Raw genomic sequence first — 26,801 nt, forward strand, 5'->3', positions numbered from 1 at the left:
CTGTGCCGCTGCTGATCAGGGTAGCCATCCACGCGCCGGGCGCCCGACAGCGCTGCCGTAAGAGCCGCTGACCTTCGTCGTCGGCGCCTTCTCCTCGCACCCGACGACCAGACCCCCAGGCGGGGCCAGGACCAGGGCACCGATTCCGCCGTCGGACCCGCTCGACTGTGTCGTGAGGGGGCCATGGGACAGCAGGGAGGACCGGGCGACCGCCCGACTGCTGCCGTCGCCGCCTGATGCGGGGTGTGTCACCGGAACATCGCCGGATCACCTCCCACAGGCCCCCGGACACGACCGGCCGGACGCGTGGGGTTCAGCCTCGCGGGCGGATGTGCACGCTAGCGTTGCCGCCTGGGAGAGGGAGGGATCACGTGGACGAGCACCCTGAGTCTGCGAAGAGGCGCGGGGCGGACGGAGACCCGGATACCGGCAAGGCGGACACCGGAGGCGGCCGCGACGAGGCGCCGTCGGGCACCGAAGACGCGGCTGGGCGGACGGAAGGGGGGACCGGGGAGGAGGCCGCGGGTGGGGCCGCGGCGGGGCAGCGGCCCGGGGACGGGCCCTCCGGCCCCGACGCGCCCCGGCCGAGCCCGGCGGGTGCGGCGCTCCGGGCGGCGAACCGCGGGGGAGCGGCGGTGCCCAACTTCTTCGTCCTGGGCTTCACCGGCGCCCTCGGGGTCCTCACCGCCTGGGTCCTGGTCCAGGCGCTCATCGAGATCCGCGGCGTCTTCATCAACATCCTCGTGGCGCTCTTCCTCGCCGTCGGCCTCAACCCCATCATCGAGTACCTGCGCCGCCGCGGCCTGCCCCGCTGGGCGGCCATCCTCACCGTCTGCGCCGCGCTGGTGCTGTTCACCGCCGTGTTCGTGTGGACCCTCGTCCCGCCGCTCACCCAGCAGGTCACCGAGTTCACCGAGAACGTCCCCTCCTACCTGCGCCGGCTCCAGCAGAACCCGGTCATGGCCGACCTGGACGAGCGCTTCGGCCTGATCGACCAGGCCCAGTCCCTGGTGACCAGCGCCGACTTCGGCCAGCAGGTCTTCGGCGGCGTGTTCGGCATCGGCCAGGCCGTGCTGAACTCGCTGGTGGCGACCTTCACCGTGCTCATCCTCACGCTGTTCTTCATGGCCTCGCTGCCCGGCATCACCGAGACCGCCTACCGCCTGGTGCCCCGGTCGCGCCGGAGCAGCGTGCGCGAGCTGGGCGACGAGATCGTGCGGCGGGTGGGCGACTTCATCGGCGGGCAGCTGCTCATCGCCGCCATCGGCGGCGTCGTGGCCTTCCTCTACCTGACCGCCATCGGCTCCGGGTACGCCCTGACCCTGGCCCTGGTGGTGGCGGTCACCGCGCTCATCCCCCTGGTGGGCACCACCATCGGCGCCCTCGCCGCGTCCCTGGCGGTGAGCGTCGGCGACCTGTTCCTGGGCGGGGTGACGCTGGTGTTCTTCCTCGTGTACCAGCAGATCGAGAGCTACGTCATCTCGCCGCGGATCATGCAGAGGTCGGTCGACGTCGCCCCTACGGTCACCATCACCTCCGCCCTCATCGGCGGCGCGATGCTGGGCCTGGTCGGCGCCCTCATCGCGGTGCCCGCGGCGGCGGCGATCACGCTGATCCTGCAGCGGGTCGTCTTCCCGCGCCTGGACGCGTCCTGACCCCTGGGCCCTCCGCCCCCGTCCCCAACCCTCTGCCCCGGGCGCACGCGTCCGGGGCGCGGCGACGGGTGCGCGGGTCAGTGGTCGGCGGGGAAGTACCGCCCGTCGGAGAGGAGGACCCCGTTCCACCGCTCCTCAGGCGGTGACCCGTTCAGACTTGGCGCCCGGGGCGGAGCGTCGGGCTCGAACCCGATGAGGGCGAGGCCGAACGGCGCCTCGGCGAGCACCGCGCGTGCGACGGAGGCGAGCCACGCGTCGAGAGGCAGCCGCCACTCCAGTGACGACCGCGTTCCGTCGGGACCGAACGGGAAGGCGCCGATGCGGGGGTCCGTCGCGCAGAGCGCCCCGAGAGGCAGGTACAGCGACAGCCGGTCGGGACCGTCGTCCAGCCGGACCGCGAAGCACCCGCAGACGACGCGGTGCCCCGACGGCAGCTCCAGGACACCGCGCAAGTGCCCGTACTCCTCCAGCGAGGACAGCGTGAGCGGGACCTCGTCCCGGTCGCCGGGATCGTGGTCGCGCGAGCCGAAGCAGCCCTCGACCCCCGCCGCCGGCCACAGCGCCGACAGGACCCGCCGGAGGCTCCGCTCACCCCCGCCGACCTCGAACGCGACCTCGTAGAAACCGCCGGTCCAGTTCTCTCTGCGGGACAGGGCGGAAGGGTCGGGGGCGCGGGCGGGGTGGGGGCGCATGGACCGATTATGCGGTGCGGGCGCCGTTCTCCGCCGATCGGCGGCAGCGGGGCGCGCCCGGTGTTCGGCGCCCGGTGGAGGGCTGGCCAAGGGGCGGGGCGGAGCGGCGTGCCCGAGGGGGCGATACCCCTTCCGACCCTCCTCGTTACCGGAATGTGACCAGCCGCGCATTTTGACCGGACTCTCACCGAGAAGATCGGGCGTGTGGCCGGTTCCGGGGCGGTCCGCCCCCGCCGCGTTAACCCGCCGAACCCCCGCCGCCTACGCCTTGACCTCGCCTTTTGCTTGATGCGGGGTTACTGTTGCCGATGTTCGGCCCGTGAGGCGGACGCGGCCCTGATGCCGCCGCCCCGTCCACGACGCCGCCGGACCCCGGCGCCTCCGGTGCGCCGGGATCGAGGTCCCCGGCCCCGAGCGGGAGGGGGAGGCACCGCGGCCCACGCGCCGCCTCCCCGACCGGCGCCCATCCCCGGCGCCCCCGACCCGCCCTTCCGACACCACTCGCGCCACCGGCGTGCCCGGATTCGCCGCGCCCCAGACCCGCCGCGCCCGAATCCGCCGTGGAGCCCCCGGCCTCGTCCGTCCAACGCCACAACCGGCCCTGCACCGGGAGCACCGCCACTCATGAGCACTGACAACGCCATTCAGCACGGCCAGGTCACCGCCTCGTACTTCTGGGACGACGGATCGGGGATCAACGGCGACACCGGCGCCCCCGCCTCCGGCGAGCCCATGCAGGAGGGCCTGGCGGCCAGCCCGAGCTGGCCGCTGGGCACCGAGGGGTACGTGGAGTACAACGGCAAGAAGGCCGACTTCTTCATCGGCGACCGCGGCCCCGGGGACCCCGCCGACGGCTGCAACGTCCTGCTCGACCTCGACGGCAAGACCTTCGCCAAGCTCACCGGCGAGGACTGGAACGGCTCCAGCTACACCGTGTCCGGAGGCGAGGGCCACATCGACGTCGAGTACACCATCACCAAGTGGGGCGACGGCCACGGCACCGAGGGCGCCCCCCGCCCCATGGGATCCGGCGAGGAGTGCACCGACGCGGTGTCCCCGGTCCCCGACGAGCGGTCGGGTGACGACGGCAAGAAGGACGAGAAGAAGGACTCCGGGGACGCCAAGGACTCCAAGGACACCGGGGACGCCCAGGAGCAGGGCACGGCCGCGACCGGCAAGGACGGCGACGGCGGCCAGTCGGGCCAGACCGGCACCCAGGCCTCGACGGCGGCCAACGACATGTCGGCCGTGAACTTCGCCGCGACGGACGCGCCGCTGGCCGCCGGGGCGCTGGCCATGGCGCTGATTCCGGCCCTGGTCGTCGCGCTGCTCTTCGCCCGCCGCGACCTGGTCCTGGCCTGGGTCGGCCACGACCGCGCCGCGGCCTGGGGCGAGAAGGCCGCCGCCCTGCGCGACCGCGGCGCCGAGATGGGTGCGGCCGCCACCGAGCGCGTGCGTACCGCGGCCGCCGACACCGTCGCCGCCGTGCGGGAGCGCCTCGGCCGGGGCGCGTGACCCGACCCGGGGCCGACTCCCCGTCCCCTCCATGAACCTTCCGCGCACGGGCGCGGGCGCCGTACAGGACGGCCGCCCGCGCCCGCCGCGCATTCGGGCCCCGATGCCGCAGGAGCGGCCGCGATCCGCCGCAGTCCGCCGTAATCGGCCGCATTCGGCCGCGGCGGGGGGGCCGCGCTCCTGGTGGGCTCCGCGGATCTCCACCACAATGGGCGACCGTGAGCGGCCACCACAACATCCTCCGTGACTCCTCCGCGAAGATCGTCCTGCAGGCCGGGGCCGTCTACGGAGGCATAAACGGCTTGGGCGCACCGACCGAGCCCCCGAAACAGCTCGCCGCGGTCGCGGAGCACTTCACCGACCGGCGTGACGAGTGCGGCGAACTCGAAGCCTTCCGCCGGGCGCCCGAGGGCGCCGGGCGGGTGAAGGCCGTCGTCATCCACGGCGTTCCCGGGGTCGGCAAGACCACGGTCGCGGTGAAATGGCTGAACGAGGTCGCCGCCGAATACGAGGACGGCCACCTGCACATCGACCTCGGCGGTTCGCGGATCGCCGGGGCGGCCTCGCCTGACGCGCTGCTCGCGCACGCGCTGGCGGAGCTCGGCAGGGAGCCCGCGGCGATCCCCGCGGACACGGCCGCCAAGGAGGCCGTGTTCCGCAGTCTGACCCGCGGCCGGTCCATCATCCTGCTGCTCGACGACGCGGCGACCGCCGCCCAGGTCCGCGCGTTCCTCCCGGCCGACGCCGACGCCCTCGTGGTCATCACCTGCACCGGGCGGCTCCCTCTCCACGCCGTCCGGGGCGCCAAGACCCTTCGCCTCGGCCCTATGGGACACGACGCCGTAGAGGAGTTCCTCCGCAAGGCCCTGCCGCCGGACATGGCCGCCGACCCCCGGGAGGACGCGGGCATCCGCAGCCTCGCCGAGCGCTGCCGGGGCCTGCCCCTCCTGGCCCACATGGCGGTGACCGCCCTCGCGAACGACCCGTTCTCCTCGCCGGGCGGGATCGCCGACGCGTTCGAGCAGGTCGGGGCGGGCGATGACGACGAAACGGAAGGCCCGGAGATGGGAGAGCGCTCGTTCCCCGCCGAAGTGCAGGCGTTCGTGGACCGGCTCCCCGAGGAGTCGGCACGGGCGTACCGCCTCCTCGGCCTGCACCCGGTCGGCGTCTTCGACCACCGGGCCGTCGCCGCCCTGCTCGGAGCGGACCTGCGGGCCGCGCAGGCGGCGCTCGTCGACCTGGACAAGAACGGGCTCATCCACCGAGTGGGCGACCGCGCCGAGAAGCGCTTCGGCATGGACGAGGCCGTCCGTGCCCATGCCCGCAGCGCGGCGGCCCACGCCTTCGGCGCCCGCGAGACCGAGGAGGCCCGGCGGCGCTGCGCCTACTACTACACCGCCGCCGTCCTGGAGGCGGCCGAGCTGGTCACGCGCCGGTGGTCGCTGGCGGACCGGCGCCGGGCCCGCACCATGGCGGAGGCGGAGGGCGCACCCGCGCCGCCGCCCCTTTCCAACGGTGACGACGCGAGGACGTGGATGCGCGCCAACCTAGAGGCGGTCCTGGCGGTGGCGCGCGACCGCGCCGACGCATCCGACCACGACCCGGTCTGGATGATCACCGAGGGCGTCGACGGCTACCTGCGGGAGCGCGGCCGCCACACCGACCGCCAGGCCCTCATGGTCCTGGGCGTCGGGTCCGCCGAAGCGGTCGGCAACACGGCGGCCGAGGCGCGGATCCGCAACCAGTACGGCCTCGCGCTTCTCGACGAAGGGCACGTCGCGGAGGCGGGGGAGCAGTTCTCCCGCGCCCTGGCCCTCTCCGAGCACGACGACGACGGCAGGGGCCAGGGGGCGGCCTGGGAGTGCCTCGGGATCGCCGCGCAGCACGACGGGGACCACACGGAGGCGCTGCGCTGCTTCGACCGGGCCGAACCCCTCAAGCGGGCGATGAACCGGCCCCAGGCGATGGCCGTGCTGGCGATGCTGCGCGGTCGCTCACTGGCGGCCCTGGGCCGTTCCGAAGAGGCGCTGCACGCCCTGGCCGCGGCACTGGAGGTGTTCGAGGAGGAAGCCGACGAAGGCCCCGCCGACCCGGTCAACGCGGCCAAGACCCGCCTTGAGCGGGGCCGCGCGCTGGCGGGTCTCGCGCAGGTCGATGACGCGCTGCGCGAGCTGCGGGCCGCGCTGGCGGCGTTCGAGGAGCGCGGCCATGTCCTGCAGCAGGCACGGGCGCATGAGGAGCTGGCGCAGGTGCTCCGGGCGCGCCCGTCCGACCGATGGACGGACCACCTGCGCGCCGCCGCCGTGTTGTACCGGGGAATCGGCGACGAGCATGCGGCCGCCCGTATCGAGGCCCAGCTACCGCCCGAGGAGCACGGGAACGGCGGATCCGGGCCGGAGGAGTGACGTCCCCCGGCCGGACCTCCGGCCCCCGTGCGTACCGTTGCCGCGCGGCTGGGCCGATGGCCTCTCCTGGAGGATGGCGTCCCCCGGAATGGTGGCGCTTTCGGCGGCCATGGGCGGGCGGCAGAGGGACGACGGCGGATGGTCAGGGCACCGACTCAAGGGGAGGGCCGCCTTGAAGGCGTAGCGATCACGGCGGCCCGGTCGGACGGAGACTCGCGGACGCGACCCCCGAGCGTGCTCCCGGCCTCCCGGAACACCACATCCAGCGGCCCTGAGACCGAGCTCGCAGGGTCGGATCCCCCGAGGCCGGCACGAGGCCCGCGAGCACATCGCGATGCCCTCGATCGCGCCGCCGGCCTCCGAGGCGCCGATCAGCCCGGACATGAGCACCGTCCACTCGTCGGCGGTGCGGTGGGCGTCGGTGGCCACCCGCCAGTGGTCGACCAGCTCCTCGCCGCGGAACAGGCCGAAGACGGTATGGGAGTTGCCGACGTCGATCGCCAGGAGCATTCGGGGGGTTCCTCCACTCAGTCAGCGGGATGCGGGTGCGGGGGCCGGGTCACACCGGGCGCAGGTCCAGGGCGATGTCCAGGGCCGGGGACGAGTGCGTCAGGGCCCCCACCGCCAGGTAGTCGACCCCGGTGGCGGCCACCTCGGCGGCCGCGTCCAGCCTCAGGCCGCCGCNCGGGCTCCAGCCGGGCGCGCCCGGCCCAGGCGCCGGATTGCTTCCGCCCGCCCGTCCTCGCGGCCGCTCATCCGGCGTCGACGCTCAGGACCAGCGGGTCCCGGCCACCGTCCGGGCCGATGAGAGCGGTCTGGACCGTGCCGGAGGCGAGGACGCCGGGCCCGTCCGGGTGCGTGATCCGGTGGAAGAGCACGGCTATCGGCAACGACGGATCCATCCCCTCAGGCGCCTTCACGACCGAGGCCGCGGCCCGGCCGCCGTCCCGTGTGCGCAGCACGAAGCCCTCGTCGTCGTAGTAGGCCGCCGCCGTCGCGCCGACCCGGTGGGCGAACACCCGACCGCACCACGCCCCGCCGTCCTGGGGAAGCTCCGGCGCCGGGCACACCACGAGGTCGGCGAGGTCGGACAGCCGCCGGTCGGGCTCGTCGTCCCAGGCCATCAGGAACCCCACCGCGTCCGGGTCCCCAGGCAGGTCCACCACGGCCGCCGGGTGCCTCCGGATGCACACACCGTCCGCGTCCGGCCCGCCGTTCACCGACACCCAGAGCGCGGGGTGCGCGGGGCCGGGCAGGGGGACGGGCCGGGCGACCGTGTCGACCGGGGCGGGCCGCGTCGGCTCCGCGGCGCCCATCAGCCGGTACATCTCGCGCCGCAGCAGCTCCAGCGACCGGCCGGGACGGGAGGACACCCGCTCGCGGGCGACCGCCTCGGTCCGCGCCCGCCCCGCCTCGGCTTCAGTGAGCAGGTCGGTGAGCGGGCGGCGCGGGTCGAACGCCGTCGCCGCGGACAGCAGCCGGGCGACTGCGGAGTCCGGGGCGACGGACTCGGCTCCGCCCCGGTCCAGCACCACCGGATGGCCGACCGCCGCCGCGTAGTAGGCGACCGAGCCGTGGTCCCCGATGACCGCGTCCGACGCGATGAGGGCGGCCCGCCACCCCTCGTTCGGGGGGAGGACCAGCAGTCCGGAGCGCCGGGCGTCGGCGATCCAGGCCGCGACCTGCCCAGGGCCGTGCCCGTGCCAGACATTGGGGTGCAGGGCGAGCGCCACGCGGAACCCGTCGGCCGGGAGTTCGGCGAGCAGGCGGCGCGGCAGCCGGGGGTGGCGGCCGAAGAGGGACCGCTCGCCCCAGGTGGAGCTGATCAGGATGAGCCGCTGCCCGGCTCGCAGGCCGAGGTCGCGGCGGTACCGGGCCCGGTGCGGAAGGCTCGCCAGGAGGCGGTCGTAGCAGGGGTCGCCCGCGACGAGCGCCGCGTGCAGCGCGTCCGGGCAGTCGTCGGCGAGGCGGTCGGCCTGCTCCTCATGCGACAGGACGATGGAGGAGGGGATGAGCCGCCCGTCGTGGAAGAGCCATTCCCGGGAGAGACCGAAGACCGGTTTCCGGTTTCCGGTTTCCGGTTTCCGGTTCAAGAATTTATTATATCCCATTCCATGGGGAATGCGAAGCAGGGGTGCCTTGATCCTGTGCAGGTCACCGCCGAGGCTCGTGGTGATCGCCAGGTCGAATTCGGTGCCGAGGGCATCCTCCCATTCGAGGACGAGGCGCCCCGTCCCTCGGAGGAACTCCTCCACCCCGTGCGTGAATATCGACGACCTGGTCCACGTCAGAACGGCCTGGACCCGCGGATCGGCGTCCAAGGCCGTCAGGACGTCCATCATCCTCGTCGCCGACGTCACATTGTGCACCACCGCCAGCACCCGGAACGGCGCCGCGACCGTCCGCCACCGCGAAGCGAACGCGCTGAGTCCGGCATCGCCGCGCTCCCCGCCGCGGCACGCGCCACCGCTGTCCCCAAGGTGCCTCACAAGCGCAGCACACTACCGAAAGGCGGCGGGCAGGTCGGAGGCGGGCACGGTGCGGCGGTGCCCGACCGGCCGCTCCGCCCGGGGCGGCGCCCTCTAAGATCGGTCCGATGTTCACCGACGAGGCAGGGAACGGGGAATCGGGACCCGACGGGACAGGGGCCGACGAGGGACGGGCCGACCGAGGACAGGTCGGCGACGGCACCGCCCGGGTCGCCCCCTGCGTCCGGGACTGGCTCCGGCGGCGCAGCCGATCGGCGGGCGAGTGGGACATCGACCGGCTGCGCGCCCTCAAGGGCGGCCGCCGGGTCAGCGTCGTGCTGCCCGCCCGGGACGAAGAGGACACGGTCGGGGACATCGTCGCCGCCGTCCGCGAAGGCCCCATGGGCGCCGGCACGGTCGACGAGGTCGTCGTCATCGACTCGCACAGCACCGACGGCACCGCGCGTGCCGCCGCCGAGGCCGGAGCCGCGGTCCACCACCAGGACTCCGTCCGCCCGGACCTGCCCCCGATGCGCGGCAAGGGCGACGCTATGTGGAAGTCCCTCCATGTGGTCAAGGGGGACATCGCCGTCTTCCTCGACGCCGACGTCCGCGGCTTCACCGGCCACTACGTCACCGGCCTGCTCGGGCCGCTCCTCGAAGACCCCGCCGTCGCCTATGTCAAAGGCCACTACGACCGCAGCGCCCCCGGCCCCGCCCACCCGGGCGAACCCTCGGGGCAGGCGGCGGGCGGCCGGGTGACCGAGCTCGCGGCCCGGCCGCTGTTCGCGCTTCTGCGGCCGGAACTCTCAGGGTTCGTCCAGCCGCTGGCCGGGGAGGCGGCGGGACGGGTCGACGTGCTGCGCCGCGTTCCCTTCGCCGCCGGGTACGGGGTGGAGGCCGGTCTGCTGCTGGACCTTCTGGACCTGGTCGGCCTGGACGCCCTGGCCCAGGTCGACCTGGGGGAGCGGCGCCACCGCAACCGCCCGCTGACCGACCTCGGGCCGATGGCCCTCCAAGTGCAGGCGGCGATCCTCCGGCGCGTGCGCCCCGAAGCCGTGGGGACGGGGGCCGGGCCCGGACACGGCCCCGAGAGCCCGGCGCCCCTCCTGCAGTACCTCCCGCGCGGCGGGGCGGACCCCCGCCCCCGACACGTGGACCTCCGGGAACGGCCGCCGCTGGACTCGGTGTCCTAGACGGCGCGCGGACCGGCCGCGAGCCTCCGGGACCCCGGCGTGCTCCGCGCCCGCCCGCCTGCCCGGCCGTCCGCGAGGCCTTTCAGCCCCGGCCCCGGTCCCGGCCCTGGCCGCTCCTGCGGGACCGTACGAAGTCCCGCAGCACCAAGGCATGCGTGTGCTCGGTGTCCTTCGCCGCGTACAGCAGCGTCACCGGGCCCTCGTCCAGGGCCGACACGATCGGCCCGACCGCCTCCGGCCGCCCCTCCAGCTCCTGCTCATAGCGGGCCGAGAACTCCTCCCACTTGGCCGGGTCGTGGCCGAACCATGTCCTCAGCTCCGGGCTCGGGGCGGCGTCCTTGAGCCACCCGTCCAGGTGCAGGGCCTCCTTGCGCACCCCTCGCGGCCACAGGCGGTCCACCAGAAACACCCGCCCCTCCGTCGGCGCACCGTCCCCCTCCGCCTCGTACACGCGCATCAGCCGGATGTCGTCGCTCATGCGGCGACCCTCCCAGAGCCGCGCCCGGCGCTCACGCCACCGCTCCGGCCAGCACCACGATCACCGGGCCCGCCCCCGCCGGCGGTCAGGACGCGGGCGCGCCGCCGGTGTAGCGGCGGTGGTACTCCTCGCAGATGGTCCGCAGGGCGCGGCCGATGCGTCCGTAGGCGGCATGGTCGAGGTTGGCCAGCGACACCCGGACCGACCACTCGGGCCCGTCGAACCCGCCGCCGTTGAGCACGACCACCCCGTCCTCCTCGGCCAGGCGCAGCACCGGGTCCACGGGCTCGTACTGCGCCTGCAGCCAGCGCGCGAAGTCCTCGCCCCACTTCCGGCCGATCCAGTGCAGCAGGTCCAGCTCGACGTAGTAGCCCGCGCGCAGCGGGTCGTCCGGCAGGTCCACCCCCAGCCCCTCGGACAGTGCGGCCAGCCTCCGGGACAGGATCTCCTTGGTGGGGCGCCGGTACTCGACCTCGCCCGAGACCATGTCGAACAGCGCGAACAGCGCCATCTGCACCTGCTGCGGCGTGGACAGCCCGGCCGTGTGGTTCAGGGCGACGGCGCGGCTGTCGGCCACCATCCGGTCGATGAACCCCAGGCCCGGCACGTCGGTGGTGATGGAGGAGTACCGCTCCTCCAGCGCCCGCGCGTCCTCGGCGCCCAGCCGCGCGATCTGCTCGTCCACCGTGTTGTCCGGGTTCAATGCGATGACGCCCAGGCGCCAGCCGGTGGCCCCGAAGTACTTGGAGAAGGAGTAGACCCCGATGGTGTTGTGCGGCGCCGCCTCCATGAGCGAGGTGAACCCGTCGGCGAAGGTGCCGTAGACGTCGTCGGTGACGATCACCAGGTCGCGGTTGTGGTTCTCCACGATGCCCGCGATGCGCTCCAGCGCCCGGTCCGACAGCCGCACCGACGGCGGGTTGGACGGGTTCACCAGGCACAGCAGCCGGATCGAGGGGTCGGCCAGCTTGTCGATCTCGGCGTCGTCGTAGGCCCAGGTGTGGAAGCCGTTCTCGGTGCCGCGCGAGGCGCTGACCTCGGTGACGTCGAAGCCGTACCGCTCCAGGCGCGGTATTTCCAGGTAGGGGGTGAAGATCGGCGTCATCAGCGCGATCCGGTCGCCCCGGCGCAGGACCCGGTTGGCCTGCAGCGAGTCGAACACGTAGCACATGGCCGCGGTGCCGCCCTCGGTGGCGAACAGGTCGTAGCCGCCCTTGGGCGCCTTTCCGCCCATGGCGCGGGCCACGTACTCGCCCACCGCCCTCTCGCAGAAGGGCAGCATCCGGTCGGGCACCGGGTAGTTGTCGCCGATGATCCCGTCGACCAGCTCGTGCACGACCGCGTCGGCCTGCGCCTCGGGCACGGTGCGAACGATCCGGCGGAGGAGGTCGGCCCCCGGCTCCCCGGCGTTCTGGTCCAGGTAGAGCTCGAAGCGCTCGGCGATGCCGTCGGCCCGGGGCATGCCGCCCAGGGCGGGCCACTCGTTCCAGTCCTCCCGTGCCTCGGCGACGGCGAACCGGCCCAGCAGGAAGAACGCCTCGCGCGGCGGCAGCGCCGTCCAGTTGGGGTTGCCGCGCCCGGCGTTGAGCATCGTGTCGGCCTGCCGCCGGTCGTGGCGGGCCGTGCGTTCGTGCTCGCCCGCGCGCTGGATCAGGCGGTTCTTCAACTCGAACGGGCTCAAGTGCTCCAGTTCGCGCCGCTGGGCACGGGTCTCTCCCAGTTCGGTCATCGCGCGCGTCCCCTCACGGTCGCGGTGTGGGCCCGGAGCCCTCGGCCGCTGTAATGATTACCCAGGGCGCATTAGTGATAGCGCAAAGTGAGAGTGTTCAGTTCGTCGCCGTGGGCCCGCCGAGCCGGGATGCCCGGGACCCGGAATGCGGGGAGGGGGTCATGCGGCTCCCGTGGCGGGCGGCCTGCCGGGGGAGCGTGTTCTCCGGCGCCTTCCTGGGGAGGCCGGTGCGGCGGACATGCCGCGGGCCGCCCTCCGGACGGATATGAAGGGCGGCCCGCGGTGTGTCCGGTCAGGGGCCGTAGGTGACGCCCGTGGCCTGGCAGGCGTTGTACTCACCGGTCAGGGTGAGCACGTCGATGAAGCCCTCCCAGTTCCAGGGCAGGCCGGTGCAGTTGAGGACGTCCCCGTTGACTCCGGAGTAGCTGTCGCCGTCGTAGGCGGCCGCGGCGGGAGCGGTGGCGGCGAGGGCGCCGGCGGCGATGGCCGCGACGACGAAGGCCTTCTTCATGGTGTTCCCCGTGGTTCTCGGTCGGTGTGGTCGGTGCGGGTCGGATTCGTGTGTGCGGGTCAGCCGCCGTGCGTGATGCCGTACTTCTGGCAGGCGTTGTAGTCGCCGGTCAGCGTCAGGATGTCGACCGGCCCCTCCCAGTTCCAGGGCGCGATGGCGCACGGGGCGACGTCGCCGTTGATCAGCGCGTAGCTGTCCCCGGCCGAGGCGGCCGGGGCGGCGGCCAGGACCGCGCCGGCAGCGGCGGCGGTCAGGGCGGCGAGCGCGAACGTCTTCTTCATTCCGGTTCTCCTTGTTCACGGTGGGCCGGGCGGGTTTCGGACGAGGGTCGGCCCGCCCCCTCGGTCGACACAAAGAGTAGTCATTTAACTGCGGAAAGTGAAGGCAGTCGGCGTGATTTCCCGGCGTGTCCGTCCGCGCGGGCGCAGGTGAGGCCGGGAAGAGAAGGGGGATTCGGTTCTCCCCGATGAACGGGACACGGTGTCAAAAATCCGTTCGCGTGGCGGTCTGGCCGGGGGAGATGTCCGACGAAACGGCGCACCCCCCGCCGGGGCCGGGTGTCCGCCGGAGATCACGACCGCTGGAGCGCAGCACCGTTGCGTTCGGCTTTCGGCGCCGGTGCCGACCCCCGTCCTTGGTCATCTGCACGTCCGGGGTGTCCTCCCAGCCGGTACAGGGATGGCCGCCCCCGCCCCTCTCGCACCGGAGGGCCTTCGCCCGCGACCGGCGCCGGTCGGGTGGCGGGCGCGGCCTCTTCCCCCGGGCGCCGGACACCATCGGCTCGACCGCTTCGGAAGCTGGCGCCGCTTGTGGCCTGGGAAGGCGGCGCTCAGTCTCCGTCAAGGGGGATATGCGAGTGGGCCGCCTGCGGCCGATTGCCCGGAAACGCCTGTGCCGCGCCCGCTTCGGCACTACCGTGTGCGCTCGTATCACGACGTTTCGAGATCGCGGAGGATCCGCAGTGACCGACCCCCACCCTGCGCCGCGTACAGCTGCCGCCCTCTTGGCCCTGGCGTGCGCGGCCGGGGCCGCCGCACCCGCGAACGCAGCCCTCGCGGACACCGGGGCGCCATCGGCGGAAGCCCCGGACTCCCCGGAACGAGGAGGCGGGGCGCCGGGCGGTACCGACGGCTCCGGCGCGGGCCACGAGGCAGGGGGGAGTGCGGGGGTGCGGGGATCCGCCTCGGCCTCCGCGGGCGGCCTGCACGTCGGGGTCGACGTCTGCATCGGGATCAACGCCCCCGGGTACTGTGACGACCCGCCTCCTCCGGACCCGGGGCCCGAACCTCCGCCCGAAGAGCCGCCGCCGGGCTATGACCCACCGGAGCCTCCCCCTGAGGAGCCCCCCGAGGAACCGCCCCCCGGCTACGACCCTCCGGAGGATCCGCCGGGCGATGAGCCCCCGGAGGAGCCCCCGCCCGGTCAGGACCCTCCGGAGGAGCCGCCCGCCGAACCGGCGCCGGAACCGCCCGAGAGGGGCGCGCCGCCTCCCGCACCGGCCGAACCCCCGCAGGCCGCACACGAGGAGCGGCCCGGCCCGGCTCCCGCCGCCTCCGACGATGCGCCGTCCGACGAGTCCTCCGACGCGCTGTCCCCGGAACCGTCGGACCCCGAGGAGCCGGACGAGGCCGAGCCCTTCCTCCCGCTCTCCCAGGGACCTGACGAACAGGCCGGGGCCTTCACGCCCCAGCGGCTGATGATCCTGCTCGCCGTGGTCGTCGCCGTGGTGGCCGCGGGTGTGGCCCGCTCGCGCAGCTCCAGGTAGCGGTCGGCCGGTGCCGGGCCCGGCACCGGCCGACCGCTGGAGTGGGATGGCCCCCGTTCGACCGGGTCGGTGCGTTCGCCGGCCGCGGCCTCGTCCGGCCGCCGAAGGCCCCCGAGGAGGCCGTTGGTCCCCGTGCCTCCCGTCCCGGCGACGCCTTGCGACGGTGTGCGTCCGTGCTACGCGGGCGGCGGCAGCTCGTCGATCCGGTCGAACTCGGCCACCGCCTCCTCGTACGGGTCCGTGCCCGCCTCCAGCAGCCCCCGGTAGGGGTTGTCCAGCGTGAGCATCACCGCCACGGAGATGAAGACCGTAAGACCGGTGACCGCGCCCCACAGGATCCTCGTGCGCGACCCCCGCGCCCCCATGCCCAGTGGCAGCACCACCACGGCCAGCCCGGCCAGCGCCGCGGTCACGGTCAGCCCCAGCGGCACGCCCTCGCCCGCCGAGTCGGCGCGCATCATGCGCTGGTTCATCAGCGTGCTCGTCTCCTCCAGGGCGGCCAGCCGGTCGACCTCCGGCATGCCGTTGCCGACCGCGGCCTGCTCCACGGCGGCGCGCAGCCGGGTCATGGCGATATCGCCCTCCTGGCTCAGCTCGCCCTCCTCACGCATGAGCGGCCAGTCGTCCTCGGTGACGGCGGCCACGTAGTCCCGCGTGGCCGCGCGCACCCGCGCGGCGTCCTCAGGGGCATAGGCCTGGGTGCCCCAGTAGATGTCGATGACCGACGACGCCTCGTCCGAGGCGTCCGCGTCGGCCTGCTGGTAGTGGTCCCAGCCGATGACCAGTCCCATGGCCAGGGCGATCAGGTAGACGGCGAGCAGAAAGGGGCCGATGAAGGTGCCGACGGGCCCTTCGCAGTCCTCCCGGGAGACCGCGAACACGCGTACCAGCAGCACGCCGAGCGCGACCAGCAGGAGGAGGGCGATGGACCACGAGAGGGGGATCATGTCCATGGCTCCACGCTAGTGGAGCGGATACGGAGCGTTGTCGACAATGACGGATTGTCGCAAAAGTGCCCACGCAGGGGCCACATCCTGTTCAGTGGTGGTTCGTGGTGTTTGCGGCGAATATGCTGTCGTTTCAGTGGATTCGGCAGCGTGTCGAGGCCCCTGCGAGCCGTGTCCGCCGGAGCGGCGCCTCCGGCAGCGCCGTCGGGCGGCGGGCGCGTGCGTGGTCCCTCGTGGTCCCTGCTTTTGGCGGCGACGGAGAAAGCGGGGTGGTCCCCCGGCCCTGCCTGCCGGGCGGCGGGCCGCCGGGGCGTAAGGGAAGGGCGGCGACGACAAAGGGCGGCGGCCCTTGCGGCAGCGTTGGCGGCTACGCGGCGTGCGGGTGGTCGCCGTGATGGGCGGCAACGGGAACAGGTGGTGCCCCGCTCGCGGGCCGCGGCCGTCCGGCGGGTTGCCGGGGTGTGAGGGAGAGGGCGGCGACGGGGTGAGCGGGGCGGTTCCCGGGCGCTGCCTGCCGGGCGGCGGGCCGCTCGCGGTCCGGGAGGCGGCGCGGCCGGGTGGGCGGGTGGTCGCCCGCGTTCGTGGCGGGCGGCGGGCCGGTGCCGGTGCCCGGGCCGGAGGGGCGCCCGCCGGAGGCCGGTTTCCGGGCGCAGCGGGCGCGGGAGTGGCCGAAACAGCACACTCGATGCCCCCGGGGGTGCGAGAAGCGGACACAACGGGCCCACCGCCGGGGTTCGGCGGTCCGGGGCGGCGGCACCGCCGCCCGGCCAGTGGCCCCACGCAGGTTTCACCGCCATGGGTGCCCCGGGGTGCCCGAGGAGCCCGGAAGGCGGGTATTGGGCCTGCCGGTACCGGCCCGGTGTCCGCTTCGCCCGGTTTCCCGGGCGCCGGGGCGCCTTGCGCGCCCCGTTCGACGGCCGGGACGGCCGGGCGGGTGGCGCGGGTGCGCGGTCATCGCGATACCTGAACGGGATTCGACCCCCGGACGACCTCAAACGGCACACCATGACCGTTTATTGGGCCTGACGTCACCGCGTGTAGCCGATATCGGCCCCGCGTGGGCCCCGGGGGCCCGGCGGAGGGGTCCGGGCGCCCCCGCGCCCGCCCACGCACCCGAGCCGGGCACCCCAATGGGGCACAAACAGGGCATTCCGTTTCTAGAACTTGTTCTGGAATCGCGCTGTTTGTCGCTCCGGGGCCGCCGGGAACGTCGTTGGGCGCGCTTCCCGCCCCCGCTCGCACCTAACGCGGAGTATTCACCCAGGTCACAGACCTGCAGGGGTTCTCGGTGCGGGCTAGGGGGCGCCCCGGGTGTCGAAGAGCGCGATCTCCGTGACCGTGCGGCCCCGCCTGGGCCGCGAGGGGCCCGCCGCCCGGCAAGTAGGGCCGGGGGATCGCCCCGCTCTCGCCGTCGCCGCCCGTCACGGCGACCACGCACACGCCTGCCGCCCGACGACGCTGCCGGAAAGGGCGCAGACCTTCGTCGCCGCCGCCCTCACTCCACGTCCCGGAAGGCCGCCACCGACGGACCGGGGCGCGGCGGACCAGAGTGAACTATCCGACCGAAATTGGTCAGGTAAGGCTAGCCTTACAACATATTCCCAGGTCGGCGGGTGTGTGGCCGCGTCGCCCGCCTGTGCGGGGCGTGTGCGTCCGGTTCGGGCGGGTTGACACCGTCTGTGCCGCCGCCCCAGACTGACGAGCGGTCGCTTAGGTAAGCATTGCCTTAGTAAGGAGGTGCTTGCCCTTATTCATGTCGAGGGGGAGCGGAGTGTCCCACAACGGGATCGAGGGGACGGTGGCCCTGGTCACCGGGGCCGCGCAGGGCATCGGCCGGGCCGTCGCCCGCGCGTTCGCCGACGCCGGGGCGTCCGTGGCAGCGCTCGACCTGGCCAAAGACCCCCTCGACGCGGCCGTGGCCGAGATCGCCGCGGACGGGGGCACCGCCACCGCCTACCCCTGCGACGTGCGCGACCCCGCCGCGGTGGAGGACGCCTTCGACGCCGCGGAGCGCTCCCTGGGGCCGGTCGAGCACGCCGTCAGCGTCGCCGGCGTGCTGCGCACCGGCCCCGGGGCCGCCACCTCCGACGCCGACTGGGCCGACCTCATCGCGGTCAACGCCACCGGCGCCTTCCACGTGCTGCGCGCCGCCGCCCGCCGGATGGCCGGGCGCGGTTCGGGCACCATCACCACCGTCGGCTCCAACGCCGCCGACACCCCCCGCGCCGACTTGGCCGCCTACGGCGCCTCCAAGGCCGCGGCCGCCTCCTTCACCCGCGCCCTCGGCATGGAGCTGGCCCCGCTCGGTGTGCGCTGCAACGTCGTCTCGCCCGGCTCCACCGACACCCCCATGCAGCGCGGCCTGTGGTCCGGCCCCGACGGCGCCGCCGCCGTCATCGCCGGGTCCCCTGAAAGGTTCCGCACCGGCATCCCCCTGGGGCGGCTGGCCGACCCCGCCGACATCGCCGCCGCCGTGCGCTTCCTCGCCTCCTCCGAGGCCCGCCACATCACCCTGCACGACCTGCGCGTGGACGGCGGCGCCACCCCCCGCACCTGACCGCCGCCCGCGCCCCGACCCGCCGCCGACCGGGAGGCCCACCCCCTCCCCGCGCCGCCCGCCCCCCGCCCCGGGGCGGCGCACCGCCTGACAGAAAGGCCCCACGGTGCCCCACGCCTCCACCGACCGGCCCGCCGCCGACGAGACGGACCGCCCCGGCGACCTGCTCGCCGCCTATGCCCCCGGGGCGGCCCTCATCGCCACCCCTGAGCGCACCCTGCTGGGGGAGGGCGTCCTGGAGACCGCCGACGACCCGGCCAACGTGCCCGCGATGCTCGACGCGGTGCGGGCCTCCGGCCGGGCACCGGACCCGGTCGCCATGGGCGCGATCCCCTTCGCCCCCGGCGCCCCCGCCCGCCTGGTGGTGCCCGCCGCCGTGCGCACCGCGGGCCCGGCGGCCGACGCGCCCGCCCCGCCGGAGGGTGAGCGCCGACCGCTGCCCGGCCCCTGGCGGGCCGAGGCCGTGCCCGAGCCCGAGACCCACCGCAAGGCCGTCGCCGAAGTGCTGGCGGCACTGGGCGGCGGGAAGGGCACACCACCGGACAACGGTTCCCCACTGGACAAGGTGGTCCTGGCGCGGTGCCTGCGGATGACCGGGCCCGGCCCGGTCGACGCCGGGCAGGTGCTGCGCAACCTCGCCTGGCGCGACCCCTCCGGGTTCACCTTCGCCGTGGACCTGCCGCCGCGCGGCGCGCCCGGCCCACGCACCTTCGTCGGGGCCAGCCCGGAACTGCTGCTGTCCAAGCGCGGCGGCACCGTGGTCTCCAACCCGCTGGCCGGGTCCCGGCCGCGCAGCGCCGACCCCACCAAGGACCAGCACAACGCCGTGGAGCTGCTCGCCTCGGCCAAGGACCGGCGCGAGCACGCCCTGGTCGTGGAGGCGGTCGCCGACGGGCTGCGCCCCTACTGCGCCGGCCTGGACGTTCCCGCCGAGCCCGAACTCGTGCGCACCGCCACCATGTGGCACCTGTCCACCCGGGTCACCGGCGCCCTTGCCGACCCGCGCACCCCGTCGGTCGAGCTGGCCTCGGCCCTGCACCCCACGCCCGCGGTGTGCGGGACCCCGACCGGGGCCGCCCGCGCCGCCATCGCCGAGGTCGAGCCCTTCGACCGCGGCTTCTACACCGGCGCCGTCGGCTACACCCGCGCCGACGGGGACGGGGAGTGGGCGGTGGCCATCCGCTGCGCCGACATCGCCGGGGACACCCTCGACCTGTTCGCGGGCGGCGGCATCGTCGAGGGCTCCGACCCCGCCGAGGAGCTGGCCGAGACCTCCGCCAAGCTGCGCACCCTGCTGCTCGCCCTGGGCGTCAACCAGCGGCTCTGACCGCCCCGGCACCGACCCGGAACGGCCCCGGAGCCCACCCGGCACCGCCCCGGAGCCGCCCCGGCGTCCGCCGGACGCCCCGGCGCCGCAAGCCCCGCCCACCCCCCGACCGCCGACGACGAGAAAGGCAGACCCCGACCATGCGCCCCGGATGCACCCCCTGGCCCGAGGAGTTCGCCGAACGCTACCGCGCGGCCGGGTACTGGACGGGCGAGACCCTCGGCGCGTTCCTGCGCGACCGCGCCCGCCGCTTCGCCGACCGCACCGCGGTCGTCTCCGCCGGGGAGCGCTGGACCTACGCCGAGCTCGACGAGCGCGCCGACCGCCTGGCCACCGGCCTGGCCCGCCGCCTCGACCTGGGCCCCGGCGACCCGGTGGTGGTGCAGCTCCCCAACACCCCCGAGGTGTTCGAGGTGGTCTTCGCCCTCTTCCGCATCGGCGCCCTGCCCGTGTACGCGCTGCCCGCCCACCGCTCCGCCGAGGTCGGCCACCTGGCCGCCGCCACCGGCGCCCGCGCCCTCGTCACCGCCGCGGGCGGAGGGTTCGACCACGTCGGCATGGCCCTCCGGGTCGCCGCGGCCGCCGACGGGCCCCGCCCGCACGTCGTCGACGCCGCCCCCGGGGCCGCCGACGCCCCCCGCGAGGGGGTGCGCCCCCTGGCCGACCTGCGCTCCGACACCGTCGACCCGACCGTCTTCGCCGCCCCCGACCCCGGCGACGCCGCGTTCTTCCAGCTCTCCGGCGGCACCACCGGCCTGCCCAAGCTCATCCCCCGCACCCACGACGACTACCTGTACTCGGTGCGGGCCAGCGCCGACATCTGCGAACTCACCCCCGACACCGTGTACCTGAGCGCCCTGCCCGTCGTGCACAACTTCCCGATGAGCTCGCCCGGCTTCCTCGGCGTGATGCACGCGGGCGGGTCGGTCGTCCTGGCCCCCGACCCCAGCCCCGCCACCTGTCTGGGGCTCATCGAAGCCGAACGGGTCACCCTCGCCTCGGTCGTGCCCCCGGTGGCGATGCTGTGGCTGGACGCCGTCGACGGCGGCGCCGAGTCCGGGCGCGACCTGTCCAGCCTGCACACGCTCCAGGTCGGCGGCGCCCGATTCGCCCCCGAGGCCGCCCGCCGCGTCGCCCCCGTGCTCGGCTGCCGCCTCCAGCAGGTCTTCGGCATGGCCGAAGGGCTGGTCAACTACACCCGCCCCGAGGACGACGACGCCACCGTCACCGGCACCCAGGGCCGCCCCATCTCGCCCGACGACGAGATCCGCGTCGTCCGCCCCGACGGCGCCGAGGCCGCCCCCGGCGAGCCCGGGGAACTCCTCACCCGCGGCCCCTACACCATCCGCGGCTACTACGACGCCCCCGCCCACAACGCCCGCGCCTTCACCGAGGACGGCTTCTACCGCACCGGCGACGTGGTCCGGACGACCCCCACCGGCCACCTCGTCGTGGAGGGCCGGGTCAAGGACCAGATCAACCGCGGCGGCGAGAAGATCGCCCCCGACGAGGTCGAGGACCACCTACTGGCCCACCCCGGCGTGCACGACGCCGCCGTCGTCGCCATGCCCGACCCCTACCTGGGCGAGAGGGCCTGCGCCTACGTCATCCCCCGCGACGGCGCCGAGGACCTCACCCGCCCGGCCGTGCTGCGCTTCCTGCGCGGCCGCGGCCTGGCCTCCTACAAGATCCCCGACCGCGTCGAGGTGGTGCCCGCCTTCCCCGCCACCGGGGTCGGCAAGGTCAGCCGCCGCGACCTGCGCGCCGCCATCGCCGACGCCGCCGCCCGCCCCGCCGGGCGCGCGTGAGACCGCCCGAGGAGAGAGACCGCCCGACGATGTCCCTGCCGCAGATCGCCCCCTACCCGCCCCCGGCGGCCGACCGGCTGCCCGAGAACCAGGCCCCCTGGAAGCCCGACCCGGCCCGCGCCGCCGTCCTCGTGCACGACATGCAGCGCTACTTCCTGCGCCCGTTCGCGCCCGGGGCCGAGCCGCTGGCCACCGCGGTGCGCAACATCGCCCGCATCACCGAGGCCTACCGCGCCGCCGGCGCCCCCGTCGTCTACACCGCCAAACCCGGGGGCATGTCCCCCGAGGAGCGCGGCCTGGAGATCGACTTCTGGGGCTCGGGCATGCGCGACGTGCCTGAGCACACGGCCATCGACGACGCGGTGCGCCCCCGCGAGGGCGACGAGGTCCTCGTCAAACGGCGCTACAGCGCCTTCTCCGGAACCGACCTGGCCGAACGCCTGGCCGCCCGGGGCCGCGACCAGCTCCTGGTCACCGGCGTCTACGCGCACATCGGCTGCCTGCTCACCGCCGCCGACGCGTTCATGCGCGACGTGCGGCCGTTCCTCATCGCCGACGCCATGGCCGACTTCACCGCCGAGGACCACCACTTCGCGGTGCGCTACGCCGCCCGCCGCTGCGGGGCCGCCCTGTCGGCGGCCGACGCGCTGGCGGCGGCGGGCGCCGCGCCCGCGCCCCTGGGATGAGCGCCGACCGAACGCACCGCCGCGCCGACCGCGCGGCCCGCCCGAAAGGAACCACGTGACCACGTCCCCGCAGTACCCCGTCCACGACCTGGCGGGCATCGGATTCGGCCCCTCGAACGTGGCCCTGGCCATCGCCCTGGAGGAGTGGCGCCAGGCACCCGACCGCCCCGACCTGAGCGCGGTGTTCCACGAACGCCAGGAGGGCTTCGGCTGGCACCGCGGCATGCTGCTGGAGGACGCCACCATGCAGGTGTCCTTCCTCAAGGACCTGGTCACCACCCGCAACCCGGCCAGCGGCTTCAGCTTCCTGAGCTACCTGCACCACGCCGGGCGGCTGCACGACTTCATCAACCACAAGACGCTGTTCCCGCTGCGCAGCGAGTTCCACGACTACCTGGCCTGGTGCGCCGGGCGCCTGTCGGAGCACGTGCGCTACGGCTCGGAGGTCACCGGGGTGGAGCCGGTGCGTGATGCCGCGGGCCGCGTGTGGGCGGTGGACGTGGTGGCCCGTGAGGCGGGCGGCGCCGAGCACCGCACCCGCGCCCGCAACCTGGTGGTCGCCCCCGGGCTGGAGCCGCGCATGCCCGAGGGCGTGGCCATGGGCGAGCGGATCTGGCACAACGAGTACCTGCTGCACGAGCTGGAGCGGCTGGGCGCGGACGCCGCCCCGGCGTCGTTCGCCGTGGTGGGGGCCGGGCAGAGCGCCGCCGAGGTCGCCGACCACCTGTACCGCCGCTTCCCCGGCGCGCAGGTGCACGCCGTGTTCTCCCGGTACGGCTACAGCCCCTCCGACGACAGCCCCTTCGCCAACCGGATCTTCGACCCCGAGGCGGTGGACGCGTTCTACACCTCGCCGGAGCCGGTCAAGGACGACATCCTCGGGTACCACCGCAACACCAACTACTCGGTGGTCGACCCCGACCTGATCGACGCCCTGTACCGGGCCGCCTACCAGGACCGGGTCCTGGGCACCGAGCGGCTGGTGCTGCACAACCTGTCCCGGGTGGCGGCCGTGGAGCAGGGCCCGGACGGGGTGGCGCTCACCCTGGACCACCTGCCCACCGGCAAGCAGGTGCCGCTGCGGGCCGACTACGTCGTCTACGCCACCGGCTACCGGCCCGTCGACCCGCGCGGCCTGCTCGGCCCGGTCGCCGCCCACGTGGTGGAGGACGAGCGCGGCCGCCCCGCCGTGGGCCGCGACTACCGCCTGGCCACCGACGACGAGGTGACCTGCGGGATCTACCTGCAGGGCGGCACCGAGCACACGCACGGGATCTCCTCGACGCTGCTGTCCAACATCGCGGTACGCACCGGGGAGATCCTCGATTCCCTGAGCGCCCGGACCCCCGCCCCCGCCCCCGCCTAAGCCCCGATCCGGCGGACACGCCCCGGGGCGCCCGCCGCAGCCCGTTCCCGCACCGACCTCCGAAGAATGCGAGAGGACCATGAGCACCGGAGCCGAGAGCACGCCCTTCACCCCCCAGCGCGTCCGCGCCGACGTGGAGGCCGTCCTGGAGGAGGAGCCCGGCACCCTGGCCGAGGACGAGGACCTCCTCGACCGGGGGATGGACTCGATCCGCCTGATGAGCCTGGTGGAGAAGTGGCGCACCGACGGGGCCCAGACCGACTTCGTCGAGCTGGCCGAGGACCCCACCATCGCCGCCTGGGCGCGCCTGCTCTCCTGACCCGGCCCGCGCCTTCACGCCCCCTCCGCCGCCCCCCGCCTCCGCGCACCCCACCGCCACCGTCCTCACCCGGAGCAGCACGAATGACCGTTGACCGCGACCGCCGCAGCGACCTCACCGGAGCGCAGAGCGGGGTCTGGTACGCCCAGCAGGTCGACCCCGGCAACCCCGTGTACAACGTCGGCCAGTACGTCGACCTGCGGGGGGACCTGGACGTGGGCCGCTTCCGGGAGGCGGTGGCGGCGGTGGCCGCCGAAGCCGACGCGCTGCGCACCCGCATCGTCGACGAGGGCGGGGTGCCGCGCCAGGAGGTGCACGCCCCCGGCGGCGGCGAGGGCCGGGTCGACCTCGTCGACCTGCGCGGCCGCCCCGACCCTGAAGCGGACGCGCTGGAGGCGATGCTCGCCGACATGGACACGCCCGCCGACCTGTTCGGCGGGGAGCTGTACCGGTTCGCGCTGTACCGCGTGGGCGGCGACCGGCACCTGTGGTACCAGCGGTTCCACCACATCCTGGTCGACGCCTACTCGGTCGCCGCGATCACCCGCCGCACCGCGGCGCACTACACCGCGCTCGGCGGGGGCCGGGAGGCCGGACGGGGCTTTCGGCCGCTGCGGGAGGTGGTCGCCGAGGAGGAGGCCTACGACGCCTCCGACCGGCGCGAGGATGACCGCGCCTACTGGGCGCGGGCCATGCGGGGGCGGCCCGAACCGGCGCTGCTGTCGGAGGCGCCCCCGGCGGCGCCCCGACGGGCGGTGCGCGCCCGCGCCGGGGTCGGCGCCCGGGGCAGGGCCCGCCTGGAGGAGGCGGCTTCGGCCGCCGGTGCGGGCTGGGCGGAGGCGCTGACCGCGCTGTTCGCCTGCTACGTGCACCGCCGCACCGGGGCGCGGGACGTGGTGCTCGGGATGCCGGTGATGAACCGGCTGGGCTCGGCGGCGCTGCGGACCCCGTCGATGGTGGTGAACGTGCTGCCGCTGCGGGTGGCGGTGGCCCCCGGGGACACCGTGGGCGCCGTGGTGGAGCGGACGAAGGAGGCGCTGGCCGGGCTGCGGGCGCACCAGCGGTACCGCGCCGAGGACGTGCGCCGCGACCTGAACCTGGTGGGGCGCGCGGCGGGGCTGTACGGGCCGATGGTCAACATCAAGGCCTTCGACTACGCGCTGCCGTTCCCAGGGGTGGAGGCCTCGGTCCGGACCCTGTCGGAGGGGCCGGTGGACGACGTGTCGCTGTCGGTCCACACGGACGGGGACGGGGGGTTGGGCTTCGAGCTGAACGCCAACCCGGCGCGGTACAGCGAGGCGGAGTCCGGGGAGCGCCTGGCCGAGTTCATCCGCCTGCTTGAGGGGGCGCTGTCCCCGTCCGGCACGGCCGCCACGGCCCTGGAGCCCGCGTCCCACGGTGCGACGACCGGTACCGCCGGGGCCGACGGCCCCGGCACCGCAGGGGCGGTTGCCCCCGTGCCGTCCGCCGGTCGTGAAGCTGCGGGCGGTGGGGCGGGCGGTCCGTCCCCGGCCGGAGCGGATTCGGAACGCGGTGGGGACGGCGCGCCCGCCGGTCGGGGGCCGGTCACGGGCGGCGCCGACACCGGTACCGACGCTGCGGCGTTCGGCCGGGCCATCGCCGGGCGGCGGGTCGGATCCCTGGACCTGGTCGCCCCCGACGCCATCGGCCGCCTGACCGGTGTGCCCGACCCACGGCCGGTCCCGGGCGGGACCGTCGCCGACGGGATCGCGCGCACCGTGGCGGATCACCCGGAGCACGTGGCCGTGGAGGCGGGCGACGGGGCCCTGACCTACGCCGGGCTGTGGCGCCGGTCGGGGGAGATCGCCGACGCCCTCCGCTCCCGCGGCGTCGGCCCGGGAAGCGTCGTGTCCGTGGTGCTCCCGAGGAGCACCGACCTGGTCGCGGCCCTGGTCGGAGCCGTCCGGGCGGGAGCGGCCTACCTGCCGGTCGACCCGGAGTTCCCGGCCGACCGGATCGCCCACATGCTGTCCGACTCGGGCGCCCGTCTGGCCGTGACGACCCCGGGCACGGACAAGGCCCTCCCCGGGGACATCGAGCGCCTGACGCTCGGCGACGACGAAGGGGCCTGGACCGGCGCCCCCACGAGGGCGGTCGGCGACCACGGTGGCCCGGACCGCGACGAAGGCGCGGCGGGCGATCCGTCCGCCACGCCGGGATCGGGCGCTGCAGGCCCCGAGCCGAAGGCGACCAGGGCACCCGCGTCAGACGGTGGCGCGGAGGGCGGCCATGGTGCACAGGCACCGGTCGAAAGCCCCGCGCGCGCGAACGGCCCGGCCGGTCGCGCAGCCGCGGCCCACGGAGCCAGCGGTGATTCGCCGGTGGCGGAAACCCGGCCCGTCGGGCGCGGCGACCGGTTTGAGGCCGCTGAGGCGGCGGATGACCGCCGTACGCAGGCGCCGGGTCGCGAGTCCACTGTCGCCGACGCCCCGGTCGGTGGCGATGGCCCGGCTGATGCCGCCGTGGGCCGTGGCGTGGCCGAGACAGGCGGTTCCTGGGGTGCGCGCGGGGTCCAGGCGGAGGGCCCGGGCCGCGTGCCCGCAGTTGCGGACGGCCTGACCGGTAGCGCCACCACGACGGCCGCCCCCTCCGAGGACGGCCGTCCGGACGCGGGAACGGCGAGTCCGCCCGGGACCGGCCGGGCACCGGCCGCATCGGCCGATGCCCGGGACACGGGCCGTGCGGCCATCGCCCCGGACTCCGCCGCCTACGTCCTCTACACCTCCGGTTCGACCGGGCGGCCCAAGGGGGTGGTGGTCCCGCACGGGGCCCTCCTCAACTTCCTTGAGGACATGGCCGCTCGCTTCCCCCTCACGGGACAGGACCGCTGGCTTGCGGTGACCACTGTCGGCTTCGACATCTCGGCACTGGAGATCTACCTGCCGCCGCTCTGCGGGGCGACGGTCGTTCTGGCCGACAAGGACACCGTGCGCGATCCCGCCGCCCTTGCGGACCTGGCCGAGGGGTCCGGGGCCACCATCGCGCAGGCCACGCCTACCCTGTGGCGTGCCCTCGCCGAGGAGCGCGCCCCGGTCCTCGACGGCCTGCGCGTCCTCGTGGGCGGCGAGGCCTTGCCGCCCGACCTGGCCACCCGCCTCGCCTCCCGTGCCCGCGAGGTCACCAACCTCTACGGGCCCACCGAGACCACCATCTGGTCCACCGCCTCACCCGTACACGCGGACGCGCCCGTCGACATCGGCACCCCCATCGCCAACACCGGCGCCCTGGTGCTCGACTCCGCGCTCCGACCGGTCCCCGACGGGGTCGCCGGGGACCTCTACCTCACCGGGGCGGGCCTGGCCCTCGGCTACAACGGGCGCCCCGACCTGACCGCCGAGCGGTTCACCGCCTGCCCC

The 26,801-nt window shown here is 74.9% G+C and carries 19 protein-coding genes and 2 pseudogenes; 12 read left to right on the top strand and 9 right to left on the bottom strand.

The features are described 5' to 3' along the window. Positions 1–371: 371 nt before the first annotated feature. Entirely contained in the window at positions 372–1,655 is a 1,284-nt protein-coding gene (locus D476_RS0129820; RefSeq protein ID WP_017627538.1) for an AI-2E family transporter, read from the top strand. Positions 1,656–1,732: 77 nt separating this feature from the next. Here D476_RS0129820 and D476_RS0129825 read toward each other — a convergent pair whose 3' ends face one another. Further along, on the bottom strand, positions 1,733–2,347 hold the full coding sequence (locus D476_RS0129825; RefSeq protein WP_017627539.1) for a hypothetical protein: 615 nt from the start codon (positions 2,345–2,347) through the stop codon (positions 1,733–1,735). A 624-nt stretch (positions 2,348–2,971) separates the two neighbouring features. Between D476_RS0129825 and D476_RS0129830 the strand changes: the two genes are divergently transcribed. Both D476_RS0129830 and D476_RS0129835 read left to right on the top strand, forming a co-directional pair. Beyond that, positions 2,972–3,862, top strand: coding sequence for a hypothetical protein (locus D476_RS0129830; protein ID WP_017627540.1), 891 nt, complete (start codon positions 2,972–2,974; stop codon positions 3,860–3,862). Positions 3,863–4,080: 218 nt separating this feature from the next. Continuing rightward, complete coding sequence (locus D476_RS0129835) at positions 4,081–6,267, top strand: NB-ARC domain-containing protein (protein WP_017627541.1); 2,187 nt, start codon at positions 4,081–4,083, stop codon at positions 6,265–6,267. A 324-nt stretch (positions 6,268–6,591) separates the two neighbouring features. On the opposite strand, the pseudogene D476_RS36880 reads toward D476_RS0129835, so the two are convergent. The 3 genes and pseudogenes from D476_RS36880 to D476_RS0129850 form a co-directional block, all read right to left on the bottom strand. Then, positions 6,592–6,777 (bottom strand): annotated as a pseudogene (locus D476_RS36880) (type III pantothenate kinase); the annotation flags it as partial. A gap of 49 nt (positions 6,778–6,826) precedes the next feature. Next, a pseudogene (locus D476_RS36885) lies at positions 6,827–6,977 on the bottom strand (nicotinate-nucleotide diphosphorylase (carboxylating)); the annotation flags it as partial. Between the two features lie 42 nt (positions 6,978–7,019). Then, positions 7,020–8,756, bottom strand: coding sequence for a hypothetical protein (locus D476_RS0129850; protein ID WP_083939698.1), 1,737 nt, complete (start codon positions 8,754–8,756; stop codon positions 7,020–7,022). A 107-nt stretch (positions 8,757–8,863) separates the two neighbouring features. On the opposite strand from D476_RS0129850, the gene D476_RS35095 reads away from it, so the two are divergent. Beyond that, on the top strand, positions 8,864–9,931 hold the full coding sequence (locus D476_RS35095; RefSeq protein WP_017627544.1) for a glucosyl-3-phosphoglycerate synthase: 1,068 nt from the start codon (positions 8,864–8,866) through the stop codon (positions 9,929–9,931). An 82-nt stretch (positions 9,932–10,013) separates the two neighbouring features. Here the strand turns inward: D476_RS35095 and D476_RS0129860 are convergent, their stop codons facing one another. From D476_RS0129860 to D476_RS0129875, 4 genes are all read right to left on the bottom strand, one after another. Continuing rightward, a complete protein-coding gene (locus D476_RS0129860) occupies positions 10,014–10,409 on the bottom strand; it encodes a DUF488 domain-containing protein (RefSeq protein ID WP_017627545.1) in 396 nt (131 codons plus the stop codon). 85 nt (positions 10,410–10,494) lie between these two features. Beyond that, the gene (locus D476_RS0129865; RefSeq protein WP_017627546.1) at positions 10,495–12,138 is read right to left on the bottom strand and encodes a bifunctional aspartate transaminase/aspartate 4-decarboxylase; all 1,644 of its coding nucleotides are present in this window, start codon (positions 12,136–12,138) and stop codon (positions 10,495–10,497) included. Between the two features lie 292 nt (positions 12,139–12,430). After that, positions 12,431–12,649, bottom strand: coding sequence for a hypothetical protein (locus tag D476_RS0129870; RefSeq protein ID WP_017627547.1), 219 nt, complete (start codon positions 12,647–12,649; stop codon positions 12,431–12,433). A 59-nt stretch (positions 12,650–12,708) separates the two neighbouring features. Then, complete coding sequence (locus D476_RS0129875) at positions 12,709–12,930, bottom strand: hypothetical protein (RefSeq protein ID WP_017627548.1); 222 nt, start codon at positions 12,928–12,930, stop codon at positions 12,709–12,711. 887 nt (positions 12,931–13,817) lie between these two features. On the opposite strand from D476_RS0129875, the gene D476_RS35830 reads away from it, so the two are divergent. Next, positions 13,818–14,414, top strand: coding sequence for a hypothetical protein (locus D476_RS35830; RefSeq protein WP_026123982.1), 597 nt, complete (start codon positions 13,818–13,820; stop codon positions 14,412–14,414). A gap of 176 nt (positions 14,415–14,590) precedes the next feature. Here the strand turns inward: D476_RS35830 and D476_RS0129885 are convergent, their stop codons facing one another. Then, entirely contained in the window at positions 14,591–15,367 is a 777-nt protein-coding gene (locus D476_RS0129885) for a bestrophin-like domain (protein WP_017627549.1), read from the bottom strand. 1,765 nt (positions 15,368–17,132) lie between these two features. Here D476_RS0129885 and D476_RS0129890 point away from each other — a divergent pair. The 7 genes from D476_RS0129890 to D476_RS39850 form a co-directional block, all read left to right on the top strand. Further along, positions 17,133–17,918, top strand: coding sequence for a 2,3-dihydro-2,3-dihydroxybenzoate dehydrogenase (locus D476_RS0129890; RefSeq protein WP_017627550.1), 786 nt, complete (start codon positions 17,133–17,135; stop codon positions 17,916–17,918). A gap of 106 nt (positions 17,919–18,024) precedes the next feature. Then, complete coding sequence (locus tag D476_RS0129895; protein ID WP_026123983.1) at positions 18,025–19,245, top strand: isochorismate synthase; 1,221 nt, start codon at positions 18,025–18,027, stop codon at positions 19,243–19,245. Between the two features lie 140 nt (positions 19,246–19,385). Then, positions 19,386–21,053 carry a (2,3-dihydroxybenzoyl)adenylate synthase gene (locus D476_RS0129900; protein ID WP_017627551.1) on the top strand — a complete coding sequence of 556 codons (1,668 nt, stop codon included), beginning with the start codon at positions 19,386–19,388 and terminating at the stop codon, positions 21,051–21,053. Positions 21,054–21,082: 29 nt separating this feature from the next. Next, a complete protein-coding gene (locus tag D476_RS0129905) occupies positions 21,083–21,739 on the top strand; it encodes an isochorismatase family protein (RefSeq protein WP_017627552.1) in 657 nt (218 codons plus the stop codon). 55 nt (positions 21,740–21,794) lie between these two features. Next, the gene (locus tag D476_RS0129910; protein ID WP_017627553.1) at positions 21,795–23,105 is read left to right on the top strand and encodes a lysine N(6)-hydroxylase/L-ornithine N(5)-oxygenase family protein; all 1,311 of its coding nucleotides are present in this window, start codon (positions 21,795–21,797) and stop codon (positions 23,103–23,105) included. A 79-nt stretch (positions 23,106–23,184) separates the two neighbouring features. Next, positions 23,185–23,424: a phosphopantetheine-binding protein gene (locus D476_RS0129915; RefSeq protein WP_017627554.1), complete on the top strand. Its 240-nt coding sequence runs from the start codon at positions 23,185–23,187 to the stop codon at positions 23,422–23,424. An 83-nt stretch (positions 23,425–23,507) separates the two neighbouring features. Next, the coding region (locus D476_RS39850; RefSeq protein WP_017627555.1) for an AMP-binding protein at positions 23,508–26,801 on the top strand (3,294 nt) is incomplete at its 3' end.

The sequence above is a fragment of the Nocardiopsis chromatogenes YIM 90109 genome (genome assembly GCF_000341185.1).
Classification (GTDB): Bacteria; Actinomycetota; Actinomycetes; order Streptosporangiales; family Streptosporangiaceae; genus Nocardiopsis_A; species Nocardiopsis_A chromatogenes.